This window comes from Janthinobacterium sp. 61 (assembly GCF_002846335.1).
GTDB lineage: Bacteria > Pseudomonadota > Gammaproteobacteria > Burkholderiales > Burkholderiaceae_D > Janthinobacterium.
This window is the reverse complement of sequence record NZ_PJMQ01000001.1, coordinates 5124107-5147358: the sequence shown is the minus strand read 5'-3', so window position 1 is coordinate 5147358 and position 23252 is coordinate 5124107. Positions and strand designations below refer to the sequence as shown.

The following is a 23252-nucleotide window of genomic DNA, read 5'->3' as shown; positions in this document are numbered from 1 at the left end:
ACCAAAGCAGCCTGATGCCGTATAATTTTAGACCCGGTGAAATCAGGCGATTGCCACCTTCTGCCTGCCCTACCCGGCCGGCAACTCTCCGTCAGCTGATCCTGCTGGCCCGCATCCGCCTCGTAAAGTCTTGTCGCCGCGCCGCCGCCCGTTTGCCTATTGAAAGCATGAAATGAACGATACCGTGATCCCCGCCATGTCCCCGACCGAAGCCACCTTGCGCGCCATTCTTGCGCGACGGATCATGATACTCGACGGCGCCATGGGCACGATCATCCAGCAATACAAGCTCGACGAAGAAGCGTACCGCGGCGGCCCCGCTGGCCGCTTCATCGATTTCGCCGCGCCGGCCGATAGCGGCGCGCGTGAACTGTTCGTCAAGGGCAATAACGAGCTGCTGACCCTGACGCAGCCGCACATCATCCAGGAAATCCACGAGCGCTACCTGGCGGCGGGCGCCGACCTGATCGAAACGAATACTTTCGGCGCGACGACGATCGCGCAAGACGATTACCACATGGCCCACCTGGCCTATGAAATGAACGTCCAGGCGGCCAAGCTGGCGCGTGCCGCCTGCGACAAGTATTCCACCCCGGACAAGCCGCGCTTCGTCGCCGGCGCCCTGGGCCCCACGCCAAAGACGGCATCGATTTCGCCCGACGTCAACGACCCGGCCGCGCGCAACGTCAGTTTCGACCAGCTGGTGGCCGCCTACCTGCAGCAGACGCAGGGCCTGGTGGAAGGCGGCGCCGACGTGCTGCTGGTGGAAACCATTTTCGATACCTTGAACTGCAAGGCGGCCCTGTTCGCCATCGACCTGTTCTACGAGCTAAATCCGACCGTCGTGCGCCTGCCGCTGATGATTTCCGGCACCGTCACGGACGCTTCGGGGCGCATCCTGTCGGGACAGACCGTGCCCGCCTTCTGGAATTCCGTGCGCCACGCGAAACCGCTGACCATCGGCCTGAACTGCGCGCTGGGCGCCGCCCTGATGCGCCCGTACGCGGAAGAGCTGGCCAAGATCGCCGACACCTTCGTCTGCATCTACCCGAACGCAGGCTTGCCCAATCCCATGAGCGACACGGGCTTTGACGAGTTGCCAGCCGACACGTCCGCCCTGCTGCGCGAATTCGCCGACGCGGGCTTTTTGAACATGGCGGGCGGCTGCTGCGGCACCACGCCCGAGCACATCGCCGCCATCGGAGAGTTGCTGTCGAAAAACACGCCGCGCACCGTGCCTGCACCGTCGCATGACTTGCGCCTGGCCGGCCTGGAACCGTTCGTCGTCAACGAAGAATCGCTGTTCGTCAACGTGGGCGAGCGTACCAACGTCACGGGCTCGAAGGCGTTCGCGCGCATGATTCTTAACGAGCAATACGACGAAGCCCTGTCCGTGGCACGACAGCAAGTGGAAAATGGCGCGCAAGTGATCGACATCAACATGGACGAGGCCATGCTCGATTCGCTGGCCGCCATGACGCGCTTTTTGAACCTGATCGCCTCGGAACCCGATATTTCGCGCGTGCCCATCATGGTCGACTCCTCGAAATGGTCCGTCATCGAAGCTGGCCTGAAGTGCGTGCAGGGCAAAGCCATCGTCAATTCCATCTCGATGAAGGAAGGCGAGGAAGAATTCCTGCGCCAGGCGAAACTGTGCCGCCGCTATGGCGCGGCCGTGATCGTCATGGCTTTCGATGAAAAGGGGCAAGCCGATACCTTCGAGCGCAAGATCGAGATTTGCGCACGCGCGTATCACCTGTTGATCGATGCGCTGGACTTCCCGCCGGAAGACATCATTTTCGATCCAAACATCTTTGCCGTCGCCACCGGCATCGAAGAGCACAATAATTACGCCGTCGACTTCATCAACGCCACGCGCTGGATCAAGGAAAACTTGCCGTACGCGAAGATCTCGGGGGGCGTATCGAATGTGTCCTTCAGTTTCCGCGGCAACGATCCGGCCCGCGAAGCCATCCACACGGTGTTCCTGTACCACGCCATCAAGGCCGGCATGACCATGGGTATCGTCAACGCCGGCATGGTGGGCGTGTACGACAATCTGGACCCGGAATTGCGCGAGCGCGTGGAAGACGTGGTGCTGAACCGCCGCGAAGACTCCACCGAACGCATGATCGAGTTTGCCGGCACCCTGAAGGCGGGCGGCAAGGCCGAAGCGCAAACCCTGGCCTGGCGCGAAGGCACGGTGCAGGCCCGCCTGTCGCACGCGCTGGTGCACGGCATCACGCAATTCATCGTCGAAGACACGGAAGAGGCGCGCCAGGAGCTATTGCACAATGGCGGCCGTCCCATCCACGTGATCGAGGGCCCGCTCATGGCCGGCATGGACGTGGTCGGCGATCTGTTTGGCCAGGGCAAGATGTTCCTGCCGCAAGTGGTGAAATCGGCCCGTGTGATGAAGCAAGCCGTGGCCCATTTGATTCCGTTCATCGAGGAAGAAAAGCTGCTGGAAGAAAAACGCACGGGCATCGTCGCCAAGCCGAAGGGCAAGATCATCATGGCCACCGTGAAGGGCGACGTGCATGACATTGGCAAGAACATCGTCACCGTCGTTCTGCAGTGCAATAACTTTGAAGTGGTGAACATGGGCGTGATGGTGCCGTGCTCGGAAATCCTGGCGCGCGCCAAGGTGGAAAACGCGGACATCATCGGCCTGTCGGGTCTGATTACGCCGTCGCTGGAAGAAATGGCGTATGTCGCCAAGGAAATGCAGCGCGATGAACATTTCCGCATGCTGAAAATCCCCCTCCTGATCGGCGGCGCCACCACCAGCCGCGCCCACACGGCAGTGAAAATCGCCCACAACTACGAAGGGCCCGTGATCTACGTGCCGGACGCCTCGCGTTCCGTGTCCGTGGCGCAATCGCTGCTGACGCCGGAGCAGCGCGACAAATACGTGGAAGACATCGAACTCGACTACGCACGCATCCGCGAGCAGCACGCCAACAAGAAGGCCCTGCCCATCCTGCCGCTGGCGCAGGCGCGCGCCAACAAGATGATCGTGCCCTTCGACGGTCCCTGCACACCCGTGAAACCGAAGTTCATCGGCCGCCGCGTCTTTAAAAATGTCGATCTGGCCGCCCTGGCCAACTATATCGACTGGGGCCCGTTCTTCCAGACCTGGGATCTGGCCGGCCCCTTCCCCGCCATTTTGACGGATGAAGTCGTGGGCGACGCGGCCACCAAGGTGTACGCCGAAGGCCAGGCCTTGCTGAAGAAACTCATCGACGGGCGCTGGCTGACGGCCAACGGCGTCGTGTCCCTGCTGCCGGCAAACAGCGTCAATGACGACGATATCGAGGTGTACACGGACGATACGCGCAGTACGGTGGCGTTCACCTATTACGGCATGCGCCAGCAGGGCGTCAAGCCCGTGGTCGATGGCGTGCAACGGCCGAACCAGTGCCTGGCCGATTTCATTGCGCCTAAGGCATCGGGGGTGAAGGATTACATCGGCATGTTCGCCGTCACGTCCGGCTTGGGCATCGAGAAATACGAGAAGCGCTTCGAAGATGCGCATGACGATTACTCGTCCATCATGCTCAAATCCCTGGCCGACCGTCTGGCCGAGGCGTTTGCCGAATACCTGCATGAGCGCGTGCGCAAGGACCTGTGGGGCTATGTGCCGGACGAGCAGCTGAACAACGACGACATGATCGGCGAGAAATATGTCGGCATCCGCCCCGCGCCCGGCTACCCCGCCTGCCCCGAGCACACGGTCAAGAAAGAGATGTTCGAGGTCATGCAAGCCGAGGAAATCGGCATGCAGCTGACGGAATCGTATGCCATGTTCCCTGGCGCGGCCGTTTCCGGCTTCTATTTTGCCCACCCGGAGTCGAAGTACTTCGTTGTCGGCAAGATCGGCATGGACCAGGTGGAAGACATGGCCAAGCGCCGCGGCGCCAGCATCGAGGACGTGGAACGCTGGCTGGCACCCAATCTGTCCTGATAGGCGCAAGGCGCGCGGAACTTATCGCGCGCCGCAGCGCAGCAACCGAACAGCGCATCCTCATGTGAAATGAGCTGCTTGTCGGTATCGCCGTCGCCGTGCTGGCCCTGTGGGAGTTGCGTACGGCCCCCGAGCTGCACAAGCACTGGCCCGGCGCGGCAGCCTAAGAAAAAACCCCGCTACGGCGACGCCGTACGGGGCTTTTTAAGGGATGCTACGACAGCGGGTAGGTCGGATTAGCGCTTGCGCGTAATCCGACAACACCGGTCAGCGCCAACAATGTTGTCGGGTTACGGCCCTGCGGGCCTGATCCGGCCTACAACGCATACCTTACGACGTTGTCGCTCCATTCATAGGCCGCCATTTCCAGTTCCACCAGGTCGTCCGGCGACATGGCCAACTCGCGCAGGGTCGGCACGATCTCGCCTTCCATGTCTTCGATGCGCTCGATGCATTCAGCCAGGCGCAGCAGGTCGCCGTAGAAGCCCTCGCGCGACAGCAGCGCTTCGGCCACTTCATCGATGACTTCGATCTGGCTGAGGATTTCCGACATCGGCACGCCGAACAGGGTATCCATCAGGGACATGATGCCAACCGTAAAGGCGATATCGGCCGAATGGGCATGGTTCGGGCGCAGTTTATGCGCGAGCAGTTCCAGCAAACGGCCGCGCGTGGTGGCCAGCATCAGCAAAGGCGTCATGCTATGGCCGCGTTTGCTTGGCTCCGCATACAACATGATTTGCAGCCAGCGCTGCAATTGGCGGCGGCCCAGCACGGTCACGGCCTGGCTCAGCGAATCGATGCGCTGGCGGGCGCCCACGGCGGGCGTATTGACCAAACGCAACAGGTTCAGGGCCAGCGATACGTCGCGCTTGATGGCGCGCTCGATATCCATGTTATCGGCGTCGGACGTCACCAGTGTCATCAGTTCCATGACAGCCAGTTGCGACGGCGACAGCTTCTTGCCCGTCATGATCGCGGGCTTGGCGAAATAATAGCCCTGGAAATAATCGAAGCCCAGGTCCAGGCCCGACTTGAATTCTTCGCGCGTCTCGACCTTCTCCGCCACCAGTTTCTTTTGTTCCCGCTTGAAACGGGGCGCCAGGGCTGCCAGCACTTTCGGATCGACGGTACTCATGTCCATCTTGACGTATTGCACCAGCGGCAGCAGCTCCTGCACTTGCGCCGTGTCGGAAACGACGTTTTCCAGCGCGAAGGTGAAGCCATGGCCCACCAGTTCGCTGATGCGTGCGCGCACTTCCGGTGTGACGGGCATCGATTCGACGATTTCCAGCACGACTTTTTCACGCGGCAGGAAAACGAAGATATCGCTCATAATCACGTCGGCATCGACGTTGACGAAACCGAGCGCGTCGCCGATGACCTTTTCCATGCCCAGCTGGGACGCATGGGCAATCACAGACGCCGTGGCGGACAGGTCGCTGGTAATGTTGGCGGGGCCGACCGGAGCGTTGCGGAATAGCAACTCATAGCCAAACAGCGCTTGATTGCGGTCAAGAATAGGTTGTCGACCCAGATAGAACTCGCGCACACGCAAGGGTTTCGGGGTGATGTCGTTGCTGGAAATATCGATCATTAAGTCTTCATCAATCAGGTCGAGTGACACCGGCCGCGCCGCGCCCGCATCAAGGTTCACTATTGACAATACTTTAGCTGAATTTCGCCCGCGCTGTGGGTATTTTGGCAGCAATCAAGCGTATTGTCGTCAACAAATTAGGCCACTGGCGTGTCTTGCACCATCCCGTCGACAAATAATTTCAATTCGCCCGGTGCAAACGCCGTCCATTGCTCATTCGTCGTCAGCGGCTGGGTAACGATCACGGCCACGCGGTCCTGGGGCGTCGTCACTTGGGAAAAGTCGACGCTCAAGTCTTCATCGGAGAGTTTAGCAGTTGGAAACGGATGTTGTCGCACCAGATAATGCAAGCTGGTCGAGCAATGGGCGAACAGCGCCTCGCCGCTCGACAGCATCATGTTGAATGTGCCGTGGGCGGCAATGCTGGGCAACAGCTCCGCCAGGGCAGCATGCAGCTGCGGCAAGGCTGGCGGGGCATCGCCAAAGCGCGCATGCAGTTCCTGCAGCAGATAGCAGAAGGCCAGCTCGCTGTCGGTGCAGCCGACAGGGCGGTAACTGCCCGTCAGCACGGGATGGAATTCCTTTAAATCGCCATTGTGGGCAAATACCCAGTAGCGGCCCCACAGTTCGCGCACGAAGGGATGGCAGTTTTCCAGCGCCACCTGGCCTTGCGTGGCCTTGCGGATATGCGCGATGACATTGCGCGACTTGATCGGATAGCGCTTGATCAGTTCGGCCACTGGCGAGGCGATGGCCGCCTGGTGGTCGACGAAATGGCGCACGCCGGCGCCCTCGAAAAAAGCGATGCCCCAGCCGTCATGGTGGGTATCGGTATGGCCGCCGCGCATGGCGAAGCCGGTAAAACTAAAGACAATGTCCGTGGGGACATTGCAATTCATTCCGAGAAGTTGGCACATGGTCTGTTTGCAGCTGGATAACACAACCACCATACCATGCCGTCAGACGGATTGGTATGGTGGCGATAGCCATCCGGTCAGTGCAACAGCACGGGCTGGCTCATGAGGGAATCGTAGCTGCCCAAAAATTCATCGATCTCTTCCATGCTGGGTTCGCTGGCGATCAATTCCGTGACGTCACGGCGGAAGTTTTGCGCAAGGATGCCTGCGATAAAGGTTTCGCGCTTGCCGCCCTTGTCGACGATTTCATAGCCGCCAAAGCGCAGGGCTTCCAGGTCGACGTCGGCGCCGAATTCCACGACGCTGTATTGTTCGCTGTTATAGATCAGATTCATTTTGCATCCTTCGCTCAAGCAGGAGAGCCTCCTGCGGTTTCAGAACAGAGGTGGGGCTGATACGGCGCCATTTCAAGCGCCATGCCACCCGGCGGGCTACAGAGTTGTAACGAGATGCAAAGGCAAGTGCGGTAATTCCATCAGGAGATCGTCAAGCAACCACTATGTCGGCTTGCAGCGCCAACAGGACGTCGTAGGGACTGGCAGTGAGCCAAGCGCGCAATTGTTCGATATGCGTGGCATCGGCCAAGCTGATGAACAAGCGTGCGGGAGGATGACGCAGCAGACGATTCAATGTTACACGCAATACGAGATTGCCGCTGCAGCACAGGCAACCAGGCGCAATGCGCAAAAGTTGCAATGGAAACGATGGAGAAGGGGAAACTTGTTCGGCCAGGTCGGCCAGGATGGCGCTGCCGTCAGCCAGTCCCTCGAGGATCACGGCGGCCGGCTGGTCCGGTGCCAAGGCTCGCGCGATGGCTGCCTCGCGCTCGGCGGCGCGTCCACCGCTGACCAGGGTCAGCGGCGTCGGACGCCGCACTGCTGCCGTCACAGGCTTTTCTTGGCCAGCTTGCCCGGTTCGACGCCCAGCTGTTTCAGCTTGCGGTACAAATGGGTACGTTCCAGGCCTGTTTTTTCCGCCACGCGGGTCATGCTGCCGCCTTCACGGCCCAGGTGGTGTTCGAAATACATGCGCTCGAACGCGTCGCGCGCCTCGCGCAGGGGCAAGTCGAATGACAGGTTGTAGCCATGGCCTTCGGCCACAGCCGGTACGGCGATGCCTGGGCGCACCATCAGCTGCTGCGGTGCACTGCCGCCAAAGCTGGGCACGGGATGACTGCTTTCCTCGACCACCACGGCTGCCACGGGACGCGGCGCCACACTCGGCGCGCGCACGGTTTCCTGTGCCCGCGTCAAGCCTTGCTGGACTGCTTTCAGCAGTTTTTGCAGGGCAATCGGTTTTTCCAGGAAGTTCATGGCGCCGATGCGCGTCGCCTCGACCGCCGTATCGATGGTGGCGTGGCCCGACATCATGATCACCGGCATGGTCAACAAGCCGTCACGCTGCCATTCCTTGAGCAGGGTCACGCCATCGGTGTCGGGCATCCAGATATCGAGCAATACCAGATCCGGCGCACCGGCGGCACGCGCTTCACGCGCCTGCTGCGCATTTTCGGCCAGCTGGATAGCATGTCCTTCGTCGCCCAATATTTCCGAGAGCAACTCACGGATACCCATTTCATCATCCACTACGAGTATGTTTGCCATTCGTGTCTTGCCTTCCTCATTTCGCCGGCCCTCGCGCACAAGATGCACACGGCGGACAGCTATGATTTTATTAGTGTTTTAAATACTAAACCAGACCCTCACGCCAGGAATTCCTGGGCAGGAGTGTCGGGAGCTAACTTTAACAGCAAAATGACCACCGAAGCGCCATTGCCGTCGACCCGGTTCTCGATATCGATGCGTCCGCCATGTTCATCGATAATTTTCTTTACCATCGCCAGGCCCAATCCCGTACCGCGCGCCTTCGACGTCACATAGGGTTCGAAGGCGCGCGCCAGGATTTTTGGCGCGAAACCAGGGCCATTGTCGGTGATGGCCAGCCGCACGGCGATATTCACGCCGCCGTCCGCACTGCGATAATGAATTGCTTCCGTCCTTACGTCAATCCGCGGATGCGGCGAGTCCGGCGGCAAGTCGGCCATGGCGTCCTGCGCGTTCTGCAGCAAGTTATGGATCACCTGGCGCAACTGGGTCGGATCGCCCATCACCATCGGCAGATTCTGCGCCAGTTGCGGGTGAATGATGTCGCCATCATCACCGCGCAGGTACAGGTTCAGGATTTCTTCGATCAGTTCGTTCAGGCGCAAAGGCGTGAGCACGGCCGGCGGCGTGCGCGCATAGTCGCGGAAGTCATCGACCATGCGCTTCATCGCATCGACCTGCTTGACGATGGTGGTGGTGGCGCGGCTGAGCAAATCTGCATCGGGCTGCTCCAGCTTGCCTTCGAGCTTCATCTGCAGGCGCTCGGCCGACAGCTGGATGGGCGTGAGCGGATTCTTGATTTCATGCGCCAGGCGGCGCGCCACCTCGCCCCAGGCGATCGAGCGCTGCGCGGAAATGACGTCGGAAATATCATCGAAGACGACGATGTAGCCGCTGCCGGACTCCAGCGGCAGGCGTGAACCGCGCGCCAGCAAGGTGATGTCATGCTCGTCGGCACTGCTGCCCAGGCGGCGCGGAATCTCGATCTGGCGCTGCCAGTGCAGGCGCTGCTGGTTGCGGCCCGACGCCGATTGCGCGCTTTGCGCCGTGAAGGCGCTGATGATGGCACCGCCAAACTCTTCCATTCCAGCAATATGTGCCAGCGGCTGGCCTACCATGCTCATGCCCGAATGCTGCAAGATGCGCTCGACCGATTCGTTGCACGTCACCAATTTGAAATCGCCGTCGAGCACCATCACGCCGGCCGACATGTTCGCCAGCACCGATTCCAGGTGGGCCTTGGCGTTTTGCAGCGCGGCGCGGTTGCTTTCCACGGCCGTGCGCGCGTCGAGCAGCTGGCGCGTCATGATGTTGAACGACTGCGTCAGGGTGCCCAGTTCATCCTTGGTGGCGACGATGGGGCGCGGCGACAGGTCACCCTCGGCCACGGCGCGCGTGCCTTCGGCCAGCAGTAGCAGCGGCTGGGCCAGGTTACCCGCGATCAGAAAAGCGCTGCCGATGGCGCCAAAGATGGCCAGCAGCAAGGTCAAGGTGAGGATTTCCATGTACATCTTGCGCAAGCCCACGCGCGCGACGAAACGTTCCTTGTATTCGCTGTAGGCGGCGCGCAGCACCTCGCCATTCGTCGCCAGCTTGGGCGGTACCGCCTGCAGCAGTTGCAGGTAGCGGGGAGAGACGGAAGGGCCCGGCACGGCCACCAGCACGCGCAACCGCAGGCTGGCCGCCGTTTCCAGCGATGCCGACGTACCCGCGCGAAAACCGCCTCCGCCCGACTCCGTGCCATCATCGTGCAACTCCAGCCCCCCTTCGGCGGAGGCATAACCGGCCGGCAAGGCGGCCTGCACCAGCATGGCCGGCGTGGGCAAGTCGGCCGCGCTGTGCGGCCCGGCGCTGGCCAGCAGCACGCCGTCGCCGCTGACGATCATGACATTTTGCATGCCTTCTTCGCGTAACAGGCTCGTCAGCACCGCCGGACCAGCCACCGGGTCGGCGCCCAGTTCTTCGACCGCCTTGTGGCCCCGGTGGTCCAGCTCGACCAGCGCCGCATCGAGGCCGGCACGGCCCAGCTCAATCCCCGACTCCAGCGCCGCTTCGATCTTGACGTTGAACCAGGACTCGATGGAGTGGGAGACGAATTGCACAGAGACAAGAAAAATCACCAGCCCCGGCAGGATGCCGACGGCGGCGAACAGCATCACCAGACGTGTCATCAGCTTGGAGCCGAACTTGCCGCTCTTGTAGCGCACGTACAGGCGGCCCAGGGAAATGCCCACCAGCGCCAGCAGCGACACGGCCACGGCCGCATTCAGGCCCAGCAGCCAGGTGTAATAACGGTCGAAAAAGCCGGAATTGTCGGAAGCCGACGCCAGCAGGAACAGCAAAATACTGACAATGCCGCCGCCTACCACCAGCAGATAGCGCAATGCTTGACTCACTACTCCGCCGTATACAAAAAGGTTTTCTTATTCGAAGCCAGGCGCCAGTCGCTGTTATTGAAGGCATTGACCTGTATCGGCTTGGGCAGGTAGTCACGGTCCATGCCCATGCGCAAGGTGACGTTATACGTCTGCCCCACTTTCAGCGCACCGCGCGGCGCCACCAGCCAGCGGCTGGGGCGCCGAATCAGGAACAGCGCATCGTCGAGCGTGGGGAAGCTTTGCTGCAAGCCACCGCCCGACACATGATACTGGCGCGTGAGCACGTTGTACGACAGCCGGCTGGTCTGGCGCGCCACGATGGCCTTTTCATCGAACCAGTACCAGCGGGGCCGGGTCAGTTCGATTTCCGTCGTGAAAAACAGCGGCACGCCATGCTGCACGGCATCATCGAGGTCGTGATTGAGATCAAAGGAGTAGGTGGCGGCCAGCTTGTAGCCCTCTTCACTCGACTCGATGTAGGCACGGGTAATCTCGACCATATCGCCAGCATGCGCGCGTGGCATGGTACATGCCAGCATCAGCAGCAGGGTCAGGAGTCGGAAGAGTCGTGTTGTCACAAGTGTGCCGGTGGTGTCCGTAAGAAAAGGTTCGACGAATCGTTCAAGCCGCATTTTTTTGGAATAGAGCATAGAACAAACCGTCATGGTCCTGCTCCGCGCTGCCAGTCGGCAACAGCTGGCCAGGCGCTGTCAATCGGGTCGCATTATTGCGCACCGCAAATGCCGCCGCCTGTGCCTCGGACTCCTGCGGCCACAATGAACATGTCACGAATAGCAATTTACCATCGGGACGCAGCATCTGCCACAGGTTGTCCAGAATTTTGGAGGAAAGTGTTGCAAGTTGGAACGCATCGCCCTTGCGGCGCAACCAGCGAATGTCCGGATGGCGACGCACGATGCCCGAAGCCGTGCAAGGCACGTCGGCCAGGATGCGGTCGTACTGCTGGCCGTCCCACCACGCGCTCGATTGCGCGTCCTGCGCCTTCAAGGTGGCATCCAGGCCCAGGCGCTCGAGGTTTTCCGCGATGCGTGGCAGGCGCTTGGCGTCCGCGTCGATGGCGGTGACTTGCACATCGGCCAGTTCCAGAATGTGGCACGTCTTGCCGCCGGGCGCCGCACAGGCATCGAGCACGCGCATTCCATCTTGCAAGTCCAGCAGCGGGGCCGCCAGCTGCGCGCCGGCATCCTGCACGGAGACGACTCCCTGCTCGAAGCCGGGGATCAGCGCCACGCCGATGGGCTTGTCCAGGCGCACGGCAAACGGCCCCACCTGGCGCGCGGCGATGCCCGCCTCTGCCAGCACGGCCAGATACGCTACAACCGTGCTCTTGCGACGATTCACGCGCAAGGTCAATGGCGGCACGGCATTGCCGGCTGTCAAAATGGCTTGCCAGTCGCGGGGATAGGCCAGGCGCAGCGAATCGATCCACCATTGCGGATAATTCCATTGCGCCAAAGGCTGCTGCAGGGCCGCTTCCAGCAAGGACTTGCGCTCGCGCAAGAAACGGCGCAATACGGCATTCACCATGCCCTTGGCATGCGCCAGGTCAGGATGCGAGGTGGCCACCGTGACAGCCTGGTCGACAACGGTAAACTCTTCGTAGGGCTGCTCGCCCGGCTCGGCGGACATCAGCGACAGCGCGCAGCACAGCAGCGCCGCAAGCATCGGCGGCTCGGGCGCCTTCGACGTCATCAGGCCGACCAGGGTTTCGCTGCGGCCCAGCTGGCGCATGGTGCGGTAGGAAATATCCTGGATGGCGCCGCGCGCCTGCGGGCTGGCGTTCGATTGCGTAAACACCTTGGCCAGCGCCTGCGGCAGGGCCGTGCCCGTGCGCACCTGCGCCACGGCATTGGCGGCGCCCAGCAGGCAAAACGCCAGCGAGTCGGCGCGCAAATCGGGTTGGAAGCCTGGCTGCAAGACCGGTTTCAGGTCGGGATGGTAGCTGGGACGCAATTTCGGTGCGGCAGGGGCAGGAGCCTGGCCTGGCGCCGGCTTGGTTTTCAATTTCAGCGTGGGGCGCTTGTTCATAATTATCCGGTGTGGCTGCGCGCGGCTGGCGGCATGGAAGCAAATACGCGGCCGCGCGTCATCAATAAAGGGTCGATTGTAGCGTTTGTGGCGCTCTCTGGCCCAAGCGATTGCAGCGATATGGGCAATTTGGGGCAAAAAACTGCATATATACAAGCAGAATGCGCCATGCTGATGTTTTCATGCACCAACATGGGCATGTACTCCTGATAATATCGTGAAATGCGCCGGCACGGGGACCTTGCCGGCAAGCGTATTGTTCCCGCCGGCAAACCAGTATAATTGACGCAGTCTGGGCGGCTTGGGTACTGGCCGTCCGTTTTGCTTTTTGATTCATTCTATTCATTCTTAACGCGGTTCCACCGCCATCCTGCTCATGCTCGCCCAACAGAAACAAGAAATCATCGCCCTGTTCCAGGCCGCCCTCGCTCCCGTCCTGGCCGGCACTTCGCTTGAGCCATCCGTGGTGCTCGAGCGACCACGCGACGCATCGCATGGCGACGTCGCCTGCAACATCGCCATGCAACTGGCCAAGCAGCTGAAACAGAATCCCCGCGAACTGGCGCAAACCATCGTCACGGCCGTGCTGGCCAATCCGGCTGGCCAGGGCTTGATCGAGGCAGTGGAAATCGCCGGTCCCGGCTTCATCAACGTGCGCGTCTCCGCCGCCGCCAAGCAGGCCGTGGTGAAGACCATCCTGGGTGAAGGTGACAGCTATGGCCGCAGCACGGCAGGCACCGGCAAGCAGGTCATCCTGGAATTCGTCTCGGCCAACCCGACCGGCCCGCTGCACGTGGGCCACGGCCGCCAGGCGGCCCTGGGCGACGCCCTGTCCTCGCTGTTTGACGCGCAAGGCTACCAAGTGACGCGCGAGTTCTACTATAACGACGCGGGCGTGCAGATCCAGACCCTGGCCAATTCCGTCCAGGCGCGCGCGCGCGGCTTCAAGCCGGGCGACGCCGAATGGCCCGAGTCGGCCTACAACGGCGACTACATCGCCGATATCGCCAACGATTTCAAGGCCGGCAAGACCGTCTCGGCAAGCGATGGCTTGCCTGCCACGGCCAATGGCAACATCGACGACATCGATTCGATCCGCCCATTCGCCGTCACCTACCTGCGCAACGAGCAGGATATCGACTTGCAGGCGTTTGGCGTGAAGTTCGACAATTACTACCTGGAATCGTCGCTGTACGCGGACGGCAAGGTCAATAGCGCCGTGGAAATGCTGATCAAGGCGGGCCATACCTACGAGCAGGATGGCGCGCTGTGGCTGCGCACCACCGACTTCGGCGACGACAAGGACCGCGTCATGCGCAAGACGGATGGCACCTACACGTATTTCGTGCCGGACGTGGCATATCACCTGGTGAAATGGCAGCGCGGCTTCGTACAGGCCATCAATATCCAGGGCAGCGACCACCACGGCACCATCGCGCGCGTGCGCGCCGGCTTGCAGGCGGTCGACATGGGCATCCCGCAAGGTTACCCCGACTACGTGCTGCACAAGATGGTCACCGTCATGAAAGACGGCGAAGAAGTCAAGATTTCGAAGCGCGCCGGCTCCTACGTGACCGTGCGCGACCTGATCGAATGGTCGGGCGGCGGCGACATCGCCAAGGGCCGCGACGCGGTGCGCTTCTTCCTGATCTCACGCAAGGCCGACACGGAATTCGTCTTCGACGTCGACGTGGCGCTGAAAACCACCGATGAAAACCCGGTGTATTACGTGCAGTACGCGCATGCGCGCATCTGCCGCATCCTGGAAAACTGGGGCGGCGATGCCAGCACGGTCACCGGCGTTGACTTGTCTCCCCTGACGGCACCGACCGAAGCGACCCTGCTGGCAACCCTGGCTGCCTATCCGGAAATGCTGGCGCGCGCGCAAGCGGAACTGGGGCCGCATCAAGTCGCTTTCTACCTGCGCGACCTGGCTGCCAACCTGCACAGCTTCTACTTCGCCGAAAAAGTGCTGGTCGAGGACGAAGCCGTCAAGATGGCCCGTCTGGCCCTCGTCATCGCCGCGCGCCAGGTGCTGCGCAACGGCCTGGCACTGATCGGCGTGTCCGCGCCAAACAAAATGTAATCGCGAAGGTCAAACCGTCAATGAGTCACGCTTCTCCCCACGCTTCCCGCTTCTCTTCGACCCGGCGCCAGCAGGGCAATACCCTGGTCGGCATCATCATCGGCCTGGTCATTGGTCTGGGCATCGCCGTGGTGGTCGCCCTGGTGATCACCAAGGGCGCCTCGCCCTTCACCGACAAGTCGGGCAAGGCCGGCAAATCGGCCGAACCGACGGCCGGCCAGATCGCCGACCCGAACAAGCCGATGTACGGCAACAAGGAAGCGGCCAAGGAAGCGGCGCGCGACTTCTCCAAGGAGCCACGCGAGATCGTCACGCCGACGCAGCCAGGCGCGCCAGCGCCCTCGCCAAGCACCGCGCAGCAGCCGAAGGCACCGCCGCCGGACGCGTTGCAGGAATTGATCGGCACCCTGAAGGACAAGCCGGCACCGAAAACGCCAGCGGCAGCACCGGCAGCGCAAGCCAAGGCCGACGTGAAAACCGAAGCCAAGGCCGATGCAGCCAGCGACAAATGGATTTATTATCTGCAGGCCGGCGCATTCCATGACATGTCGGACGCCGAAAGCACGCGCGGCAAACTGGCGCTGCTTGGCTTCGAAGCGGCCATCAGTGACCGCAGCACCGATGCCGGCGTGCTGCACCGCGTGCGCATCGGGCCGTTCAACCAGCTCGAATCGATGAACCGCGCGCGCACCAAACTGTCTGAAAACGGCATCGATGTCGCCGTCGTCCGCAACCAAAAATAAGGAACCAGCATGCGTTTTCTGAAGAAAATCCTGTTCGCCGCCGCCCTGTGCACGGCCGCCATGGGCGCATCGGCCTCGCCGGCCGAGCCGAAGAATGGCGTCGAATACGAAACTCTGGCCACGCCGCAGGCAACGGAATCGGGCAAGAAAATCGAAGTGACTGAATTCTTCGCCTATTACTGCCCGCATTGCAACGTGCTTGAACCGCAACTGGCTGCCTGGGTCAAGAAACAAGGCGACAACATCGTCTTCAAGCGCGTGCACGTGTCGCGTGATGACAGCGTGGCGCCGCAGCAGCGTTTGTTCTTCACCCTGCAAGCCATGGGCCTGCTCGACAAACTGCACACCAGCGTCTTCCACGCCATGCACGTGGAGCGCAACCGCCTCAACACCGATGACGCCGTATTCGACTTCGTCGCTAAGCAGGGCGTGGACCGCCAGAAATTCATCGACACCTACCGTTCGATGGGGATCTCGGCCCGCGTGCGCCGTGCGGACGCCATGATGCAGGGCTATAACGTGACGTTCTGGCCCATGATCGCCATCGATGGCCGCTACATCACTTCGCCATCGCAGGCCGACCAGGGCAGCAAGTCGGCCAAGAACGAAGAGCAGCTGAACGCCCAGGCGCTCAGCGTGATGGACGTGCTGGTTGCGAAAGCCAAAGCGGAAAAGAAATAAGCATGGCCACTTCCCTGGCGCGCCCGGGCATCGCCTGATGCACAGCGTTTTCATCACGGGCGCGTCGAGCGGACTGGGCGCCGCCCTGGCGCTGCAGTACGCACGCCAGGGCGCCAAATTGGGCCTGCTGGCCCGCCGCGGCGACACCCTGCAGCAACTGATCGCCTCCCTGCCCCACCCTGAACGCCACCGCGCCTACGCCGTCGATGTGTGCGACCACGCCGCCCTGAAAAGCGCGGCGCAGGACTTCATCGGCTACGCTGGCCGCATCGACGTCGTCATCGCCAGCGCCGGCGTATCGTTCGGCACCCTGACTGAACACGCGGAAGACCTCGACGCCTTCGCGCGCCTGATGGCCATCAACGTCACGGCCACCGTTGCCACCTTCGCGCCCTTCATCGCCGCCATGAAAACCCAGGGCAGCGGGCGCCTGGTGGGTATAGGCAGCGTGGCCGGCATCCGCGGCCTGCCCGGCGCCGAAGCCTACAGCGCCTCGAAGGCGGCCGTGATCAGCTACTGCGAATCGCTGCGCCTGGAACTCAAGCCCGCCGGCATCAGGGTCGTCACCATCACGCCCGGCTACATCGACACGCCGATGACGCGCCATAACGCCTACCGCATGCCCTTCTTGATGCCGGCCGAAAAATTCGCCGTGCGCGCCGCGCGCGCCATCGCCGACGGCGACAGCTACCGCGTGATCCCGTGGCAGATGGGCGTCGTCGCCAAGCTGCTGCGCGCGCTGCCCAATGCCGTGTACGACCGGGCCTTCGCGAATGCGCCGCACAAGGCGCGCAACAAGCCCTCCGGCGACAGCCAGTAAAACTCTACGATCCCCATGACGAAGCACTCAGACCTGAACAGCGCGGCCATCGCCGCCCATTGCGCCACGGGCGCTTCCCACGTGGCCATCGAAGTGGTCGACGAAACGGGATCGACCAACGCCGACCTGCTGGCGCGCTGCGCCACCCTGGGCGGGCCGACATTGCGCATCGCCGGCCAGCAGACGGCCGGGCGCGGACGCGCCGGACGGCCGTGGGTGTCGCAGCCGGACGCCAGCCTGATGTTCTCGCTGGCCTGGCGCTTCAAGGGGCCGCTGCATCAACTGGTCGGCCTGCCACTGGCCGTCGGCGTGGCCCTGGCCGAAAGCATGACTTCCTTGGGCGTGCCGGTACAACTGAAGTGGCCGAACGACATGCTCAGGGATGGCCATAAACTGGCCGGCATCCTGGTCGAGACGCAGCAGGCAGCGGATGGCGGTGTGTGGGCCGTCATCGGCTGCGGCATCAATTTGTTGATGCCCGATGCGCTGGAGCGGCAGATCGGCCGCAGCGCCTCGGCCGTGCCCTGGCTGGCGCAGATGGAGCGCAATACCTTGGTGGCAGCCTTGCTCAGCCGCCTGGCTGGCGTGCTGGCCGAATTCGACGACACGGGCTTCGCGCCCTTTGCCGAACGCTGGAACCTGCTGCATGCCTGGCAGGGCCAGCACGTGAAAATCCTCGACAACGGCCAGTTGCTGCAGCAAGGCGTGGCCGCCGGCGTGGACCAGCTGGGCCGCCTGCTGCTGCGTACCGACGGCGGCTTGCAGGAAATCATGTCCGGCGATGTGTCCTTGCGCCTGGCCGGGGAGTAAGCGCATGCTACTGCTGATAGACGCCGGCAATACGCGCATCAAATGGGCACTCGTGGCCGCCGATAGCCCCCTCGGCGGCTGGCTGGCCAGCGGCGCCGTCACGCATGCGCAGATCGATACGCTGGCTACGCAGTGGGAGACACTCGCCATCAATGAGGTGCTGCTGTCGAACGTGGCAGGCAGCGTCATCGGCACGCGCCTGCGCGCCATGCTGCCGGTGGTGCCCCGCGACTTCGCCTCGCTGCCGCAGCTGGCCGGACTGACGAACGCCTACCGCGCGCCTTCGCAACTGGGCTGCGACCGTTTTGCCGCCGCCATCGGCGCACGGGCGCTGACGCCTGACCAGGCCGTCATCGTCGCCAATTGCGGTACAGCCACCACCATCGACGCCATCACCGCCGACGGCGTTTTCCTCGGCGGGATGATCTTGCCCGGGCTGGGATTGATGGCCAGTTCGCTGGCGCGCAATACGGCACAGCTGCCGCAAATCGCCGGCGACACCATGCTGCCGGCCGGCTTTGCCGACAACACGGACGACGCGATTTTGAGTGGTTGCCTGGCGGCCCAGGCGGGCGCCATTGAACGGGCCGTGCGCATGCACGGCGCCAGCACCTGTGTATTGTCAGGCGGCGCCGCGCCGCGTATCGCACCGGCCCTGGCACTGCCGGTACCGCTGCATCTGGTGGACAATATCGTCATGATCGGCCTGCAGGCAGCCGCGCGCGCCGGCGCGGCAGGAACACAAGGAAACCACGTATGCTGAAATTCGTCTTCTGGCTGCTGGCCGGCGTCAACCTGCTGGTCTTGGCCATCGGCCAGGGTTATCTAGGCAGTTTTCGCAGCGAGACGCGCGAACCGGCGCGTCTGAAAAACCAGCTGCAGGTGACCAAGCTAACCTTGCTCACGCAGGAGCAGGCCACGGCGGCAGCCGCGCCGCCAGCCGCCGAGGCGGCGGCGACGCCCGCAGTGCCGGCGCCGCAGCCTACGTATGCCTGTACGGAGGTGGGCAATTTCCTGCTGGCCGACGGACGCCGCTTCGAAGCGCAAGTGGCAGCGCTGGATCTGGGCGACCGGCAGTCGCGCCGCAACGTGGCCGGCCATGAGATTTCCAGCTACATGGTGTACATCCCGCCGCAGGGCAGCAAGGAAGGCGCGGACCGCAAGGCAGGCGAATTGAAGCAGCTGGGCGTGACGAATTACTTCATCATGAACGACAGCAGCCCGCTGCGCTGGGGCATTTCCTTGGGCGTATTCAAGTCGGAAAACAGCGCGCAAAGCCAGTTGGCATCGCTCAACAAGCAGGGCGTGCACAGCGCCCGCATCGCGCCGCGCTACAGCGCCAGCAAGCAGATGGCCTACCAATTCCGCGACCTCGACGCCGCCACGCGCGCGCGGCTGGAGAAAATCAAAGCGCAATTCCCGGAGCAGGAATTGCGTAATTGCAAATAACTACCTTTGAATAACGATAGGCTTGATACCAGTCGATTCCGGTAAATTAGCCGCCGCGCGTGCCGCCTCGGCACGGCTGGAGAACGGTCCGCCGTACAGGCGGAACAGGTTACCGGTCTGCACCACCCCAAGCGTACCCAGGGCCGCCGCGTATGGCGCCAGGCGCGTACGCCCCGTTTCCGCATTGTCGGCGCGCGAGTAAGCGCCCAGCTGCAAATAAAAGCCGCTGGCCAGCGCCGCCGGGGCAGGCATGGCCACCGTCGCATCGACGGGCAACATCTGCGACGACACTTCCGGCTGCACCACGGCGCCCGTTTCCACCGGCGTGTCGATGGAGATGGCCACCACGGAAGGCACCGGCTTGGGCGCCGCTCTGGCAGCCAGGATGGCGTCGATATCGGCCGGCAGCAAGCGTTCGACGACCACCTGGTGGCTGCCCTTGCCCAGGAAGCCAAGTTTCAGCGCCGCCGTGTAGGATACGTCGATCACGCGCGTGGCGTGGAAGGGGCCACGGTCATTGATGCGCACGATCACCTGTTCGCCGCTGTCGATGCTCGTCACGCGCGCATACGACGGAATCGGCAAGGTGGGATGGGCCGCCGTCATCTTGTACATATCGTAGATTTCACCCGAGGAGGTGCGCTGGCCATGGAATTTCTTGCCATACCAGGTCCCCGTGCCCTTCTGCTTGAACGGTTCGTTGTCGGTGATCGGCGTGTACGTCTTGCCAAACACGACGTAGGGACGGTTCGAACGCGTCGAATACGGCTCGTTGCGTACTTCCGCGTCGGGCACGTCGCGCAGGTTCGCAGGCGGATTGTCGCCCGGACCATCGTCCTTGTAGTAGCCGCCGCGTCCGGAGCCGGCCGCCGGCAGCGCCGGCAAGGTGGGGTCCTGGCGCACGGGGGACTTGACCTTGCCGCCTGACGGCAGCGGCACGTTATTCGATGCCGGTTTGTGCGGCGTGGTGCCGCACGCGGCGAGGGTCAGCAAGACCGCCAGGCTCAGTCCGCGCATGGCGAGAGTGTCGAAAGGCGCGCGCATCAGGTCTGCACCAGCTTGCGATGACGCTGGATGCTCATCAAGATACCGGTGGCCACGCCCAGGGTCAGCAGCGCGGTGCCGCCATAGCTGAGGAAAGGCAGGGGGACGCCGACCACCGGCACGATGCCGCTGACCATGCCCATGTTTACAAACGCATACGTAAAGAAAATCATTGTTATCGCTCCTGCCAGCAGGCGAGTGAAAAAACTGGGGGCGTTGGCGGCAATCATCATGCCCCGTCCCACCAGCAGCAAATACATCAGCATCAGAATCAGATTACCCACCAGGCCAAACTCCTCCGAATACACGGCGAAGATGAAGTCTGTCGTGCGCTCCGGGACGAATTCCAGGTGGGCCTGCGTGCCGTGCGTCCAGCCCTTGCCCGTCATGCCGCCGGAGCCGATGGCAATGATGGACTGGATGATATGGAAGCCCTTGCCCAGCGGGTCCTTGGTCGGATCGATCAGCATCATCACGCGGTCACGCTGGTAATCATGCAGATGCGACCAGGCGATCGGCAGGCAGGAAACAAAGGTGATCAGCAAGCCGGCCAGCACCTTCCACGACAGGCCGGCCAGGAAGATGACGGTAAAGCCGGCCGCCACCACCAGCAATGCAGTGCCCAGGTCAGGCTGGCGCGCGATCAGGTAGACGGGCACCAGCAACAGCACGGCCGCCATCAGGAACGATTTCCAGCGCAGGGCGCCCGCATTGTGCTGGAAGAACCAGGCCAACATCAGGGGCGTGGCGATCTTCAGGAATTCCGAGGGCTGGATGTCGATCACGCCGATATGCAGCCAGCGCCGCGCACCCAGCTTGATGGTGCCGAACAGCGCCACGGCCACCAGCAATATCACCGATACCGTGTACGCCGGCACGGCGATGCGCATCATCATCTGCGGCGTGACGTTGGCCGCCACCCACATGACGAAAAAGCACAGCAGGATGTTGCGCAGGTGGTCCTCGATCTTGCCGGGGATGCCGATGCTGGCCGAATACAGGGTCAGCAGGCTGGTGCTGAGCAGCATCAGGATGATGATCATCAGCGGCGGATCGAACACCGCCAGATAGGGTTTGGCGCGCCGCCACAGCGAGCGCCTCTCGTTAATGGGCATGTGCTTCCTTTATTGCCTGGCAGGCGGCGCCGGGGCAGCCTGCTCGTCAGTGATTTCTTCCAGGGTGCGCACCTCGTCGACATCTTCCTTGGGCACCTTGGTGGTGTCCTTTTCCTTGTCGCTCGGGCGCTTGCCCAGCAGGTAGTAATCGAGTGCCTTGCGCGCGATCGGCGCAGCCACGCCGGCGCCGAAGCCCGCGTTTTCCACCACGATGGCAATCGCGATGCGCGGCTTGTCGGCCGGCGCGAAGGCCGTAAACAAGGCGTTGTCGCGCAGGCGTTCGGCCAGCAGCTTGGCATTGTACTTCTCGTTTTTCTTGATGCCGACCACCTGCGCCGTACCCGTCTTGCCGCCCACCGTGTACTGCACGCCGGCGAAGATGCGCGCGGCCGTGCCGCCCTGCTCGCTGGTCACGCCCACCATGGCGCGCTTGATGGTATCGATGTTTTCCTGCTTGAGCGCGATGCGGTAGCTTTCCTTCGGCACCGTCAGGGTACGCGCGCGCGTGGCGGCATCTTCGATGATCTTCACCAGATGCGGCTTCATCACCACGCCGTTATTGGCCAGGTTGGCTGTCGCGTGGGCGATCTGCAGCGGCGTGTAGGAATTATAGCCGGAGCCGTTACTCACCGAAATCGTGTCGCCGCCCACCCATTTTTTCTGCTGTGGCGTCTTGAAGCGGTTGCGCTTCCATTCCGTCGACGGCAGCACGCCCGTCTTTTCATTATTCAGGTCGATGCCCGTCAACTGGCCGAAACCGAACGGCTTCATGAAGTCGTGGATGGCATCGATGCCCATGTCGCGGCCCAGCTGATAGTAATAGGTGTTGCAGGAGACAACGATGGACTTGTGCATGTCCACCGTGCCATGGCCGCCCACCTTGTCGTCGCGGAAGGTGTGGCCACCGAGGATGAAGAAACCGGGATCGGAAATCGACTGGCTCGGCGTGCGCTTGCCCAATTCGAGTGCGGCCAGCGCCATGAAGGGCTTGAAGGTCGAGCCGGGCGCGTAGGTGCCGGACAGGGGACGGTTCACCATCGGCCGGTCCAGCGAGGTATTGAGTTCATTCCAGCTTTGCTGGTCGATGCCGTCGACGAACAGGTTGGGGTCGTAGCCGGGCTTGGAGACGTAAGCCAGGATGTCGCCCGTGGCCGGGTCGATCGCCACGGCTGCGCCGCGCCATTCGCCAAACGCTTCCTCGACCACTTTTTGCAGTTCGATGTCGATCGACAGGATCAGGTTGTTACCAGGCGTCGCTGCCGTGCGCGACAGGGTGCGCATGGCGCGCCCGCCAGCCGACACTTCCACTTCTTCGTAGCCGGTGGTGCCATGCAGCTGCTTTTCGTAGCTTTTTTCCAGGCCTTCCTTGCCGATATGGTCGGTGCCGTTGTAGTTGGCCGCGTCCTCGCCCTCTTCCAGCGCCTTGGCTTCATTGCGGTTGATGCGCCCGATGAAGCCCACCACGTGCGACGCCACCTCGCCCATCGGATACTGGCGGAACAATCGCGCCTGCACCTCGACGCCGGGGAAGCGGAAGCGCTGCGCCGTGAAGCGCGCCACTTCCTCGTCCGTCAGGCGCGTGCGCAGCGGCACGCTGACGAAGTTCTTCGACTCTTCCAGCAGCTTCTTGAAGCGGCGGCGGTCCTTGATGTCGATCTGCACCAGTGTCGACAGCTCGTCGATCACCGAATCGAGGCTGGCACTCAATTTCGATGGCGTGATTTCCAGCGTATAGGCCGAGTAATTGCGCGCCAATACCACGCCGTTACGATCGAGGATCAGGCCGCGCGTGGGCACGATGGGCACCACGGCGATGCGGTTGTCCTCGGCCTTGGTCGCGTAGTCCTCGTGCTTGATCACCTGCAGCCAGATGAAGCGCGCCAGCAACAGCGAAAAGCAGACGAAGACAAGCCCGCCCAGGATGGTCAGGCGCATGCGGAAAAAATGCAGTTCGCGCTCGGTATTCTTAAGTTCAGTCATGGCAGGCGCCCG

19 protein-coding genes are annotated in these 23252 nt (G+C 62.4%); 8 read left to right on the top strand and 11 right to left on the bottom strand.

The features are described from left to right. Nucleotides 1-196 precede the first annotated feature (196 nt). On the top strand, nucleotides 197-3967 hold the full coding sequence (gene metH, locus CLU92_RS23370) for a methionine synthase (protein WP_101484852.1): 3771 nt from the start codon (nucleotides 197-199) through the stop codon (nucleotides 3965-3967). A gap of 316 nt (nucleotides 3968-4283) precedes the next feature. On the opposite strand, the gene CLU92_RS23365 is transcribed toward metH, so the two are convergent. From CLU92_RS23365 to rsmB, 8 genes are all read right to left on the bottom strand, one after another. After that, a complete protein-coding gene (locus tag CLU92_RS23365; protein WP_101483799.1) occupies nucleotides 4284-5564 on the bottom strand; it encodes an EAL and HDOD domain-containing protein in 1281 nt (426 codons plus the stop codon). Nucleotides 5565-5701: 137 nt separating this feature from the next. After that, the gene (locus CLU92_RS23360) at nucleotides 5702-6481 is read right to left on the bottom strand and encodes a class II glutamine amidotransferase (protein ID WP_101484851.1); all 780 of its coding nucleotides are present in this window, start codon (nucleotides 6479-6481) and stop codon (nucleotides 5702-5704) included. A gap of 77 nt (nucleotides 6482-6558) precedes the next feature. Further along, nucleotides 6559-6816, bottom strand: coding sequence for a DUF3567 domain-containing protein (locus CLU92_RS23355; protein ID WP_071079509.1), 258 nt, complete (start codon nucleotides 6814-6816; stop codon nucleotides 6559-6561). 151 nt (nucleotides 6817-6967) lie between these two features. After that, the gene (locus CLU92_RS23350; RefSeq protein ID WP_101483798.1) at nucleotides 6968-7369 is read right to left on the bottom strand and encodes a GTPase; all 402 of its coding nucleotides are present in this window, start codon (nucleotides 7367-7369) and stop codon (nucleotides 6968-6970) included. Continuing rightward, a complete protein-coding gene (locus tag CLU92_RS23345) occupies nucleotides 7366-8085 on the bottom strand; it encodes a response regulator (protein WP_101483797.1) in 720 nt (239 codons plus the stop codon). Before CLU92_RS23345 ends, CLU92_RS23350 begins: the two co-directional genes overlap by 4 nt. A gap of 98 nt (nucleotides 8086-8183) precedes the next feature. Next, the gene (locus CLU92_RS23340) at nucleotides 8184-10481 is read right to left on the bottom strand and encodes a PAS domain-containing sensor histidine kinase (protein ID WP_101483796.1); all 2298 of its coding nucleotides are present in this window, start codon (nucleotides 10479-10481) and stop codon (nucleotides 8184-8186) included. Further along, nucleotides 10481-11041 (bottom strand): DUF4390 domain-containing protein, encoded by a 561-nt coding sequence (locus tag CLU92_RS23335; RefSeq protein WP_243857861.1) that lies wholly within the window; start codon nucleotides 11039-11041, stop codon nucleotides 10481-10483. Before CLU92_RS23335 ends, CLU92_RS23340 begins: the two co-directional genes overlap by 1 nt. Before the next feature lie 43 nt (nucleotides 11042-11084). Next, nucleotides 11085-12512 (bottom strand): 16S rRNA (cytosine(967)-C(5))-methyltransferase RsmB, encoded by a 1428-nt coding sequence (rsmB, locus tag CLU92_RS23330; RefSeq protein ID WP_101483794.1) that lies wholly within the window; start codon nucleotides 12510-12512, stop codon nucleotides 11085-11087. Nucleotides 12513-12888: 376 nt separating this feature from the next. Here rsmB and argS point away from each other — a divergent pair, with 376 nt between their 5' ends. From argS to CLU92_RS23290, 7 genes are read left to right on the top strand one after another with little or no spacing between them, the layout of a single operon-like run. Continuing rightward, entirely contained in the window at nucleotides 12889-14598 is a 1710-nt protein-coding gene (gene argS, locus CLU92_RS23320; RefSeq protein ID WP_101483792.1) for an arginine--tRNA ligase, read from the top strand. A 20-nt stretch (nucleotides 14599-14618) separates the two neighbouring features. Next, entirely contained in the window at nucleotides 14619-15341 is a 723-nt protein-coding gene (locus CLU92_RS23315) for an SPOR domain-containing protein (RefSeq protein ID WP_101483791.1), read from the top strand. Nucleotides 15342-15350: 9 nt separating this feature from the next. Beyond that, nucleotides 15351-16022 carry a thiol:disulfide interchange protein DsbA/DsbL gene (locus CLU92_RS23310; RefSeq protein WP_101483790.1) on the top strand — a complete coding sequence of 224 codons (672 nt, stop codon included), beginning with the start codon at nucleotides 15351-15353 and terminating at the stop codon, nucleotides 16020-16022. Between the two features lie 37 nt (nucleotides 16023-16059). Next, a complete protein-coding gene (locus CLU92_RS23305; RefSeq protein WP_101483789.1) occupies nucleotides 16060-16842 on the top strand; it encodes an SDR family oxidoreductase in 783 nt (260 codons plus the stop codon). A 15-nt stretch (nucleotides 16843-16857) separates the two neighbouring features. After that, nucleotides 16858-17652: a biotin--[acetyl-CoA-carboxylase] ligase gene (locus CLU92_RS23300; RefSeq protein WP_101483788.1), complete on the top strand. Its 795-nt coding sequence runs from the start codon at nucleotides 16858-16860 to the stop codon at nucleotides 17650-17652. Nucleotides 17653-17656: 4 nt separating this feature from the next. Continuing rightward, on the top strand, nucleotides 17657-18415 hold the full coding sequence (locus CLU92_RS23295) for a type III pantothenate kinase (protein WP_101483787.1): 759 nt from the start codon (nucleotides 17657-17659) through the stop codon (nucleotides 18413-18415). Beyond that, nucleotides 18409-19101: an SPOR domain-containing protein gene (locus CLU92_RS23290; protein ID WP_101483786.1), complete on the top strand. Its 693-nt coding sequence runs from the start codon at nucleotides 18409-18411 to the stop codon at nucleotides 19099-19101. The genes CLU92_RS23295 and CLU92_RS23290 overlap by 7 nt, the downstream gene beginning before the upstream one ends. Here the strand turns inward: CLU92_RS23290 and CLU92_RS23285 are convergent, their stop codons facing one another. Genes CLU92_RS23285 through mrdA form a run of 3 tightly spaced genes read right to left on the bottom strand, consistent with a single transcriptional unit; the run spans nucleotide 19102 to nucleotide 23240 of the window. Then, on the bottom strand, nucleotides 19102-20145 hold the full coding sequence (locus CLU92_RS23285) for a septal ring lytic transglycosylase RlpA family protein (RefSeq protein WP_101483785.1): 1044 nt from the start codon (nucleotides 20143-20145) through the stop codon (nucleotides 19102-19104). Further along, a complete protein-coding gene (gene rodA / locus CLU92_RS23280; protein ID WP_101483784.1) occupies nucleotides 20145-21260 on the bottom strand; it encodes a rod shape-determining protein RodA in 1116 nt (371 codons plus the stop codon). Before rodA ends, CLU92_RS23285 begins: the two co-directional genes overlap by 1 nt. A gap of 9 nt (nucleotides 21261-21269) precedes the next feature. After that, nucleotides 21270-23240, bottom strand: a complete 1971-nt coding sequence (mrdA, locus tag CLU92_RS23275; RefSeq protein ID WP_101483783.1) for a penicillin-binding protein 2 — start codon at nucleotides 23238-23240, stop codon at nucleotides 21270-21272. Between the last annotated feature and the right edge of the window lie 12 nt (nucleotides 23241-23252).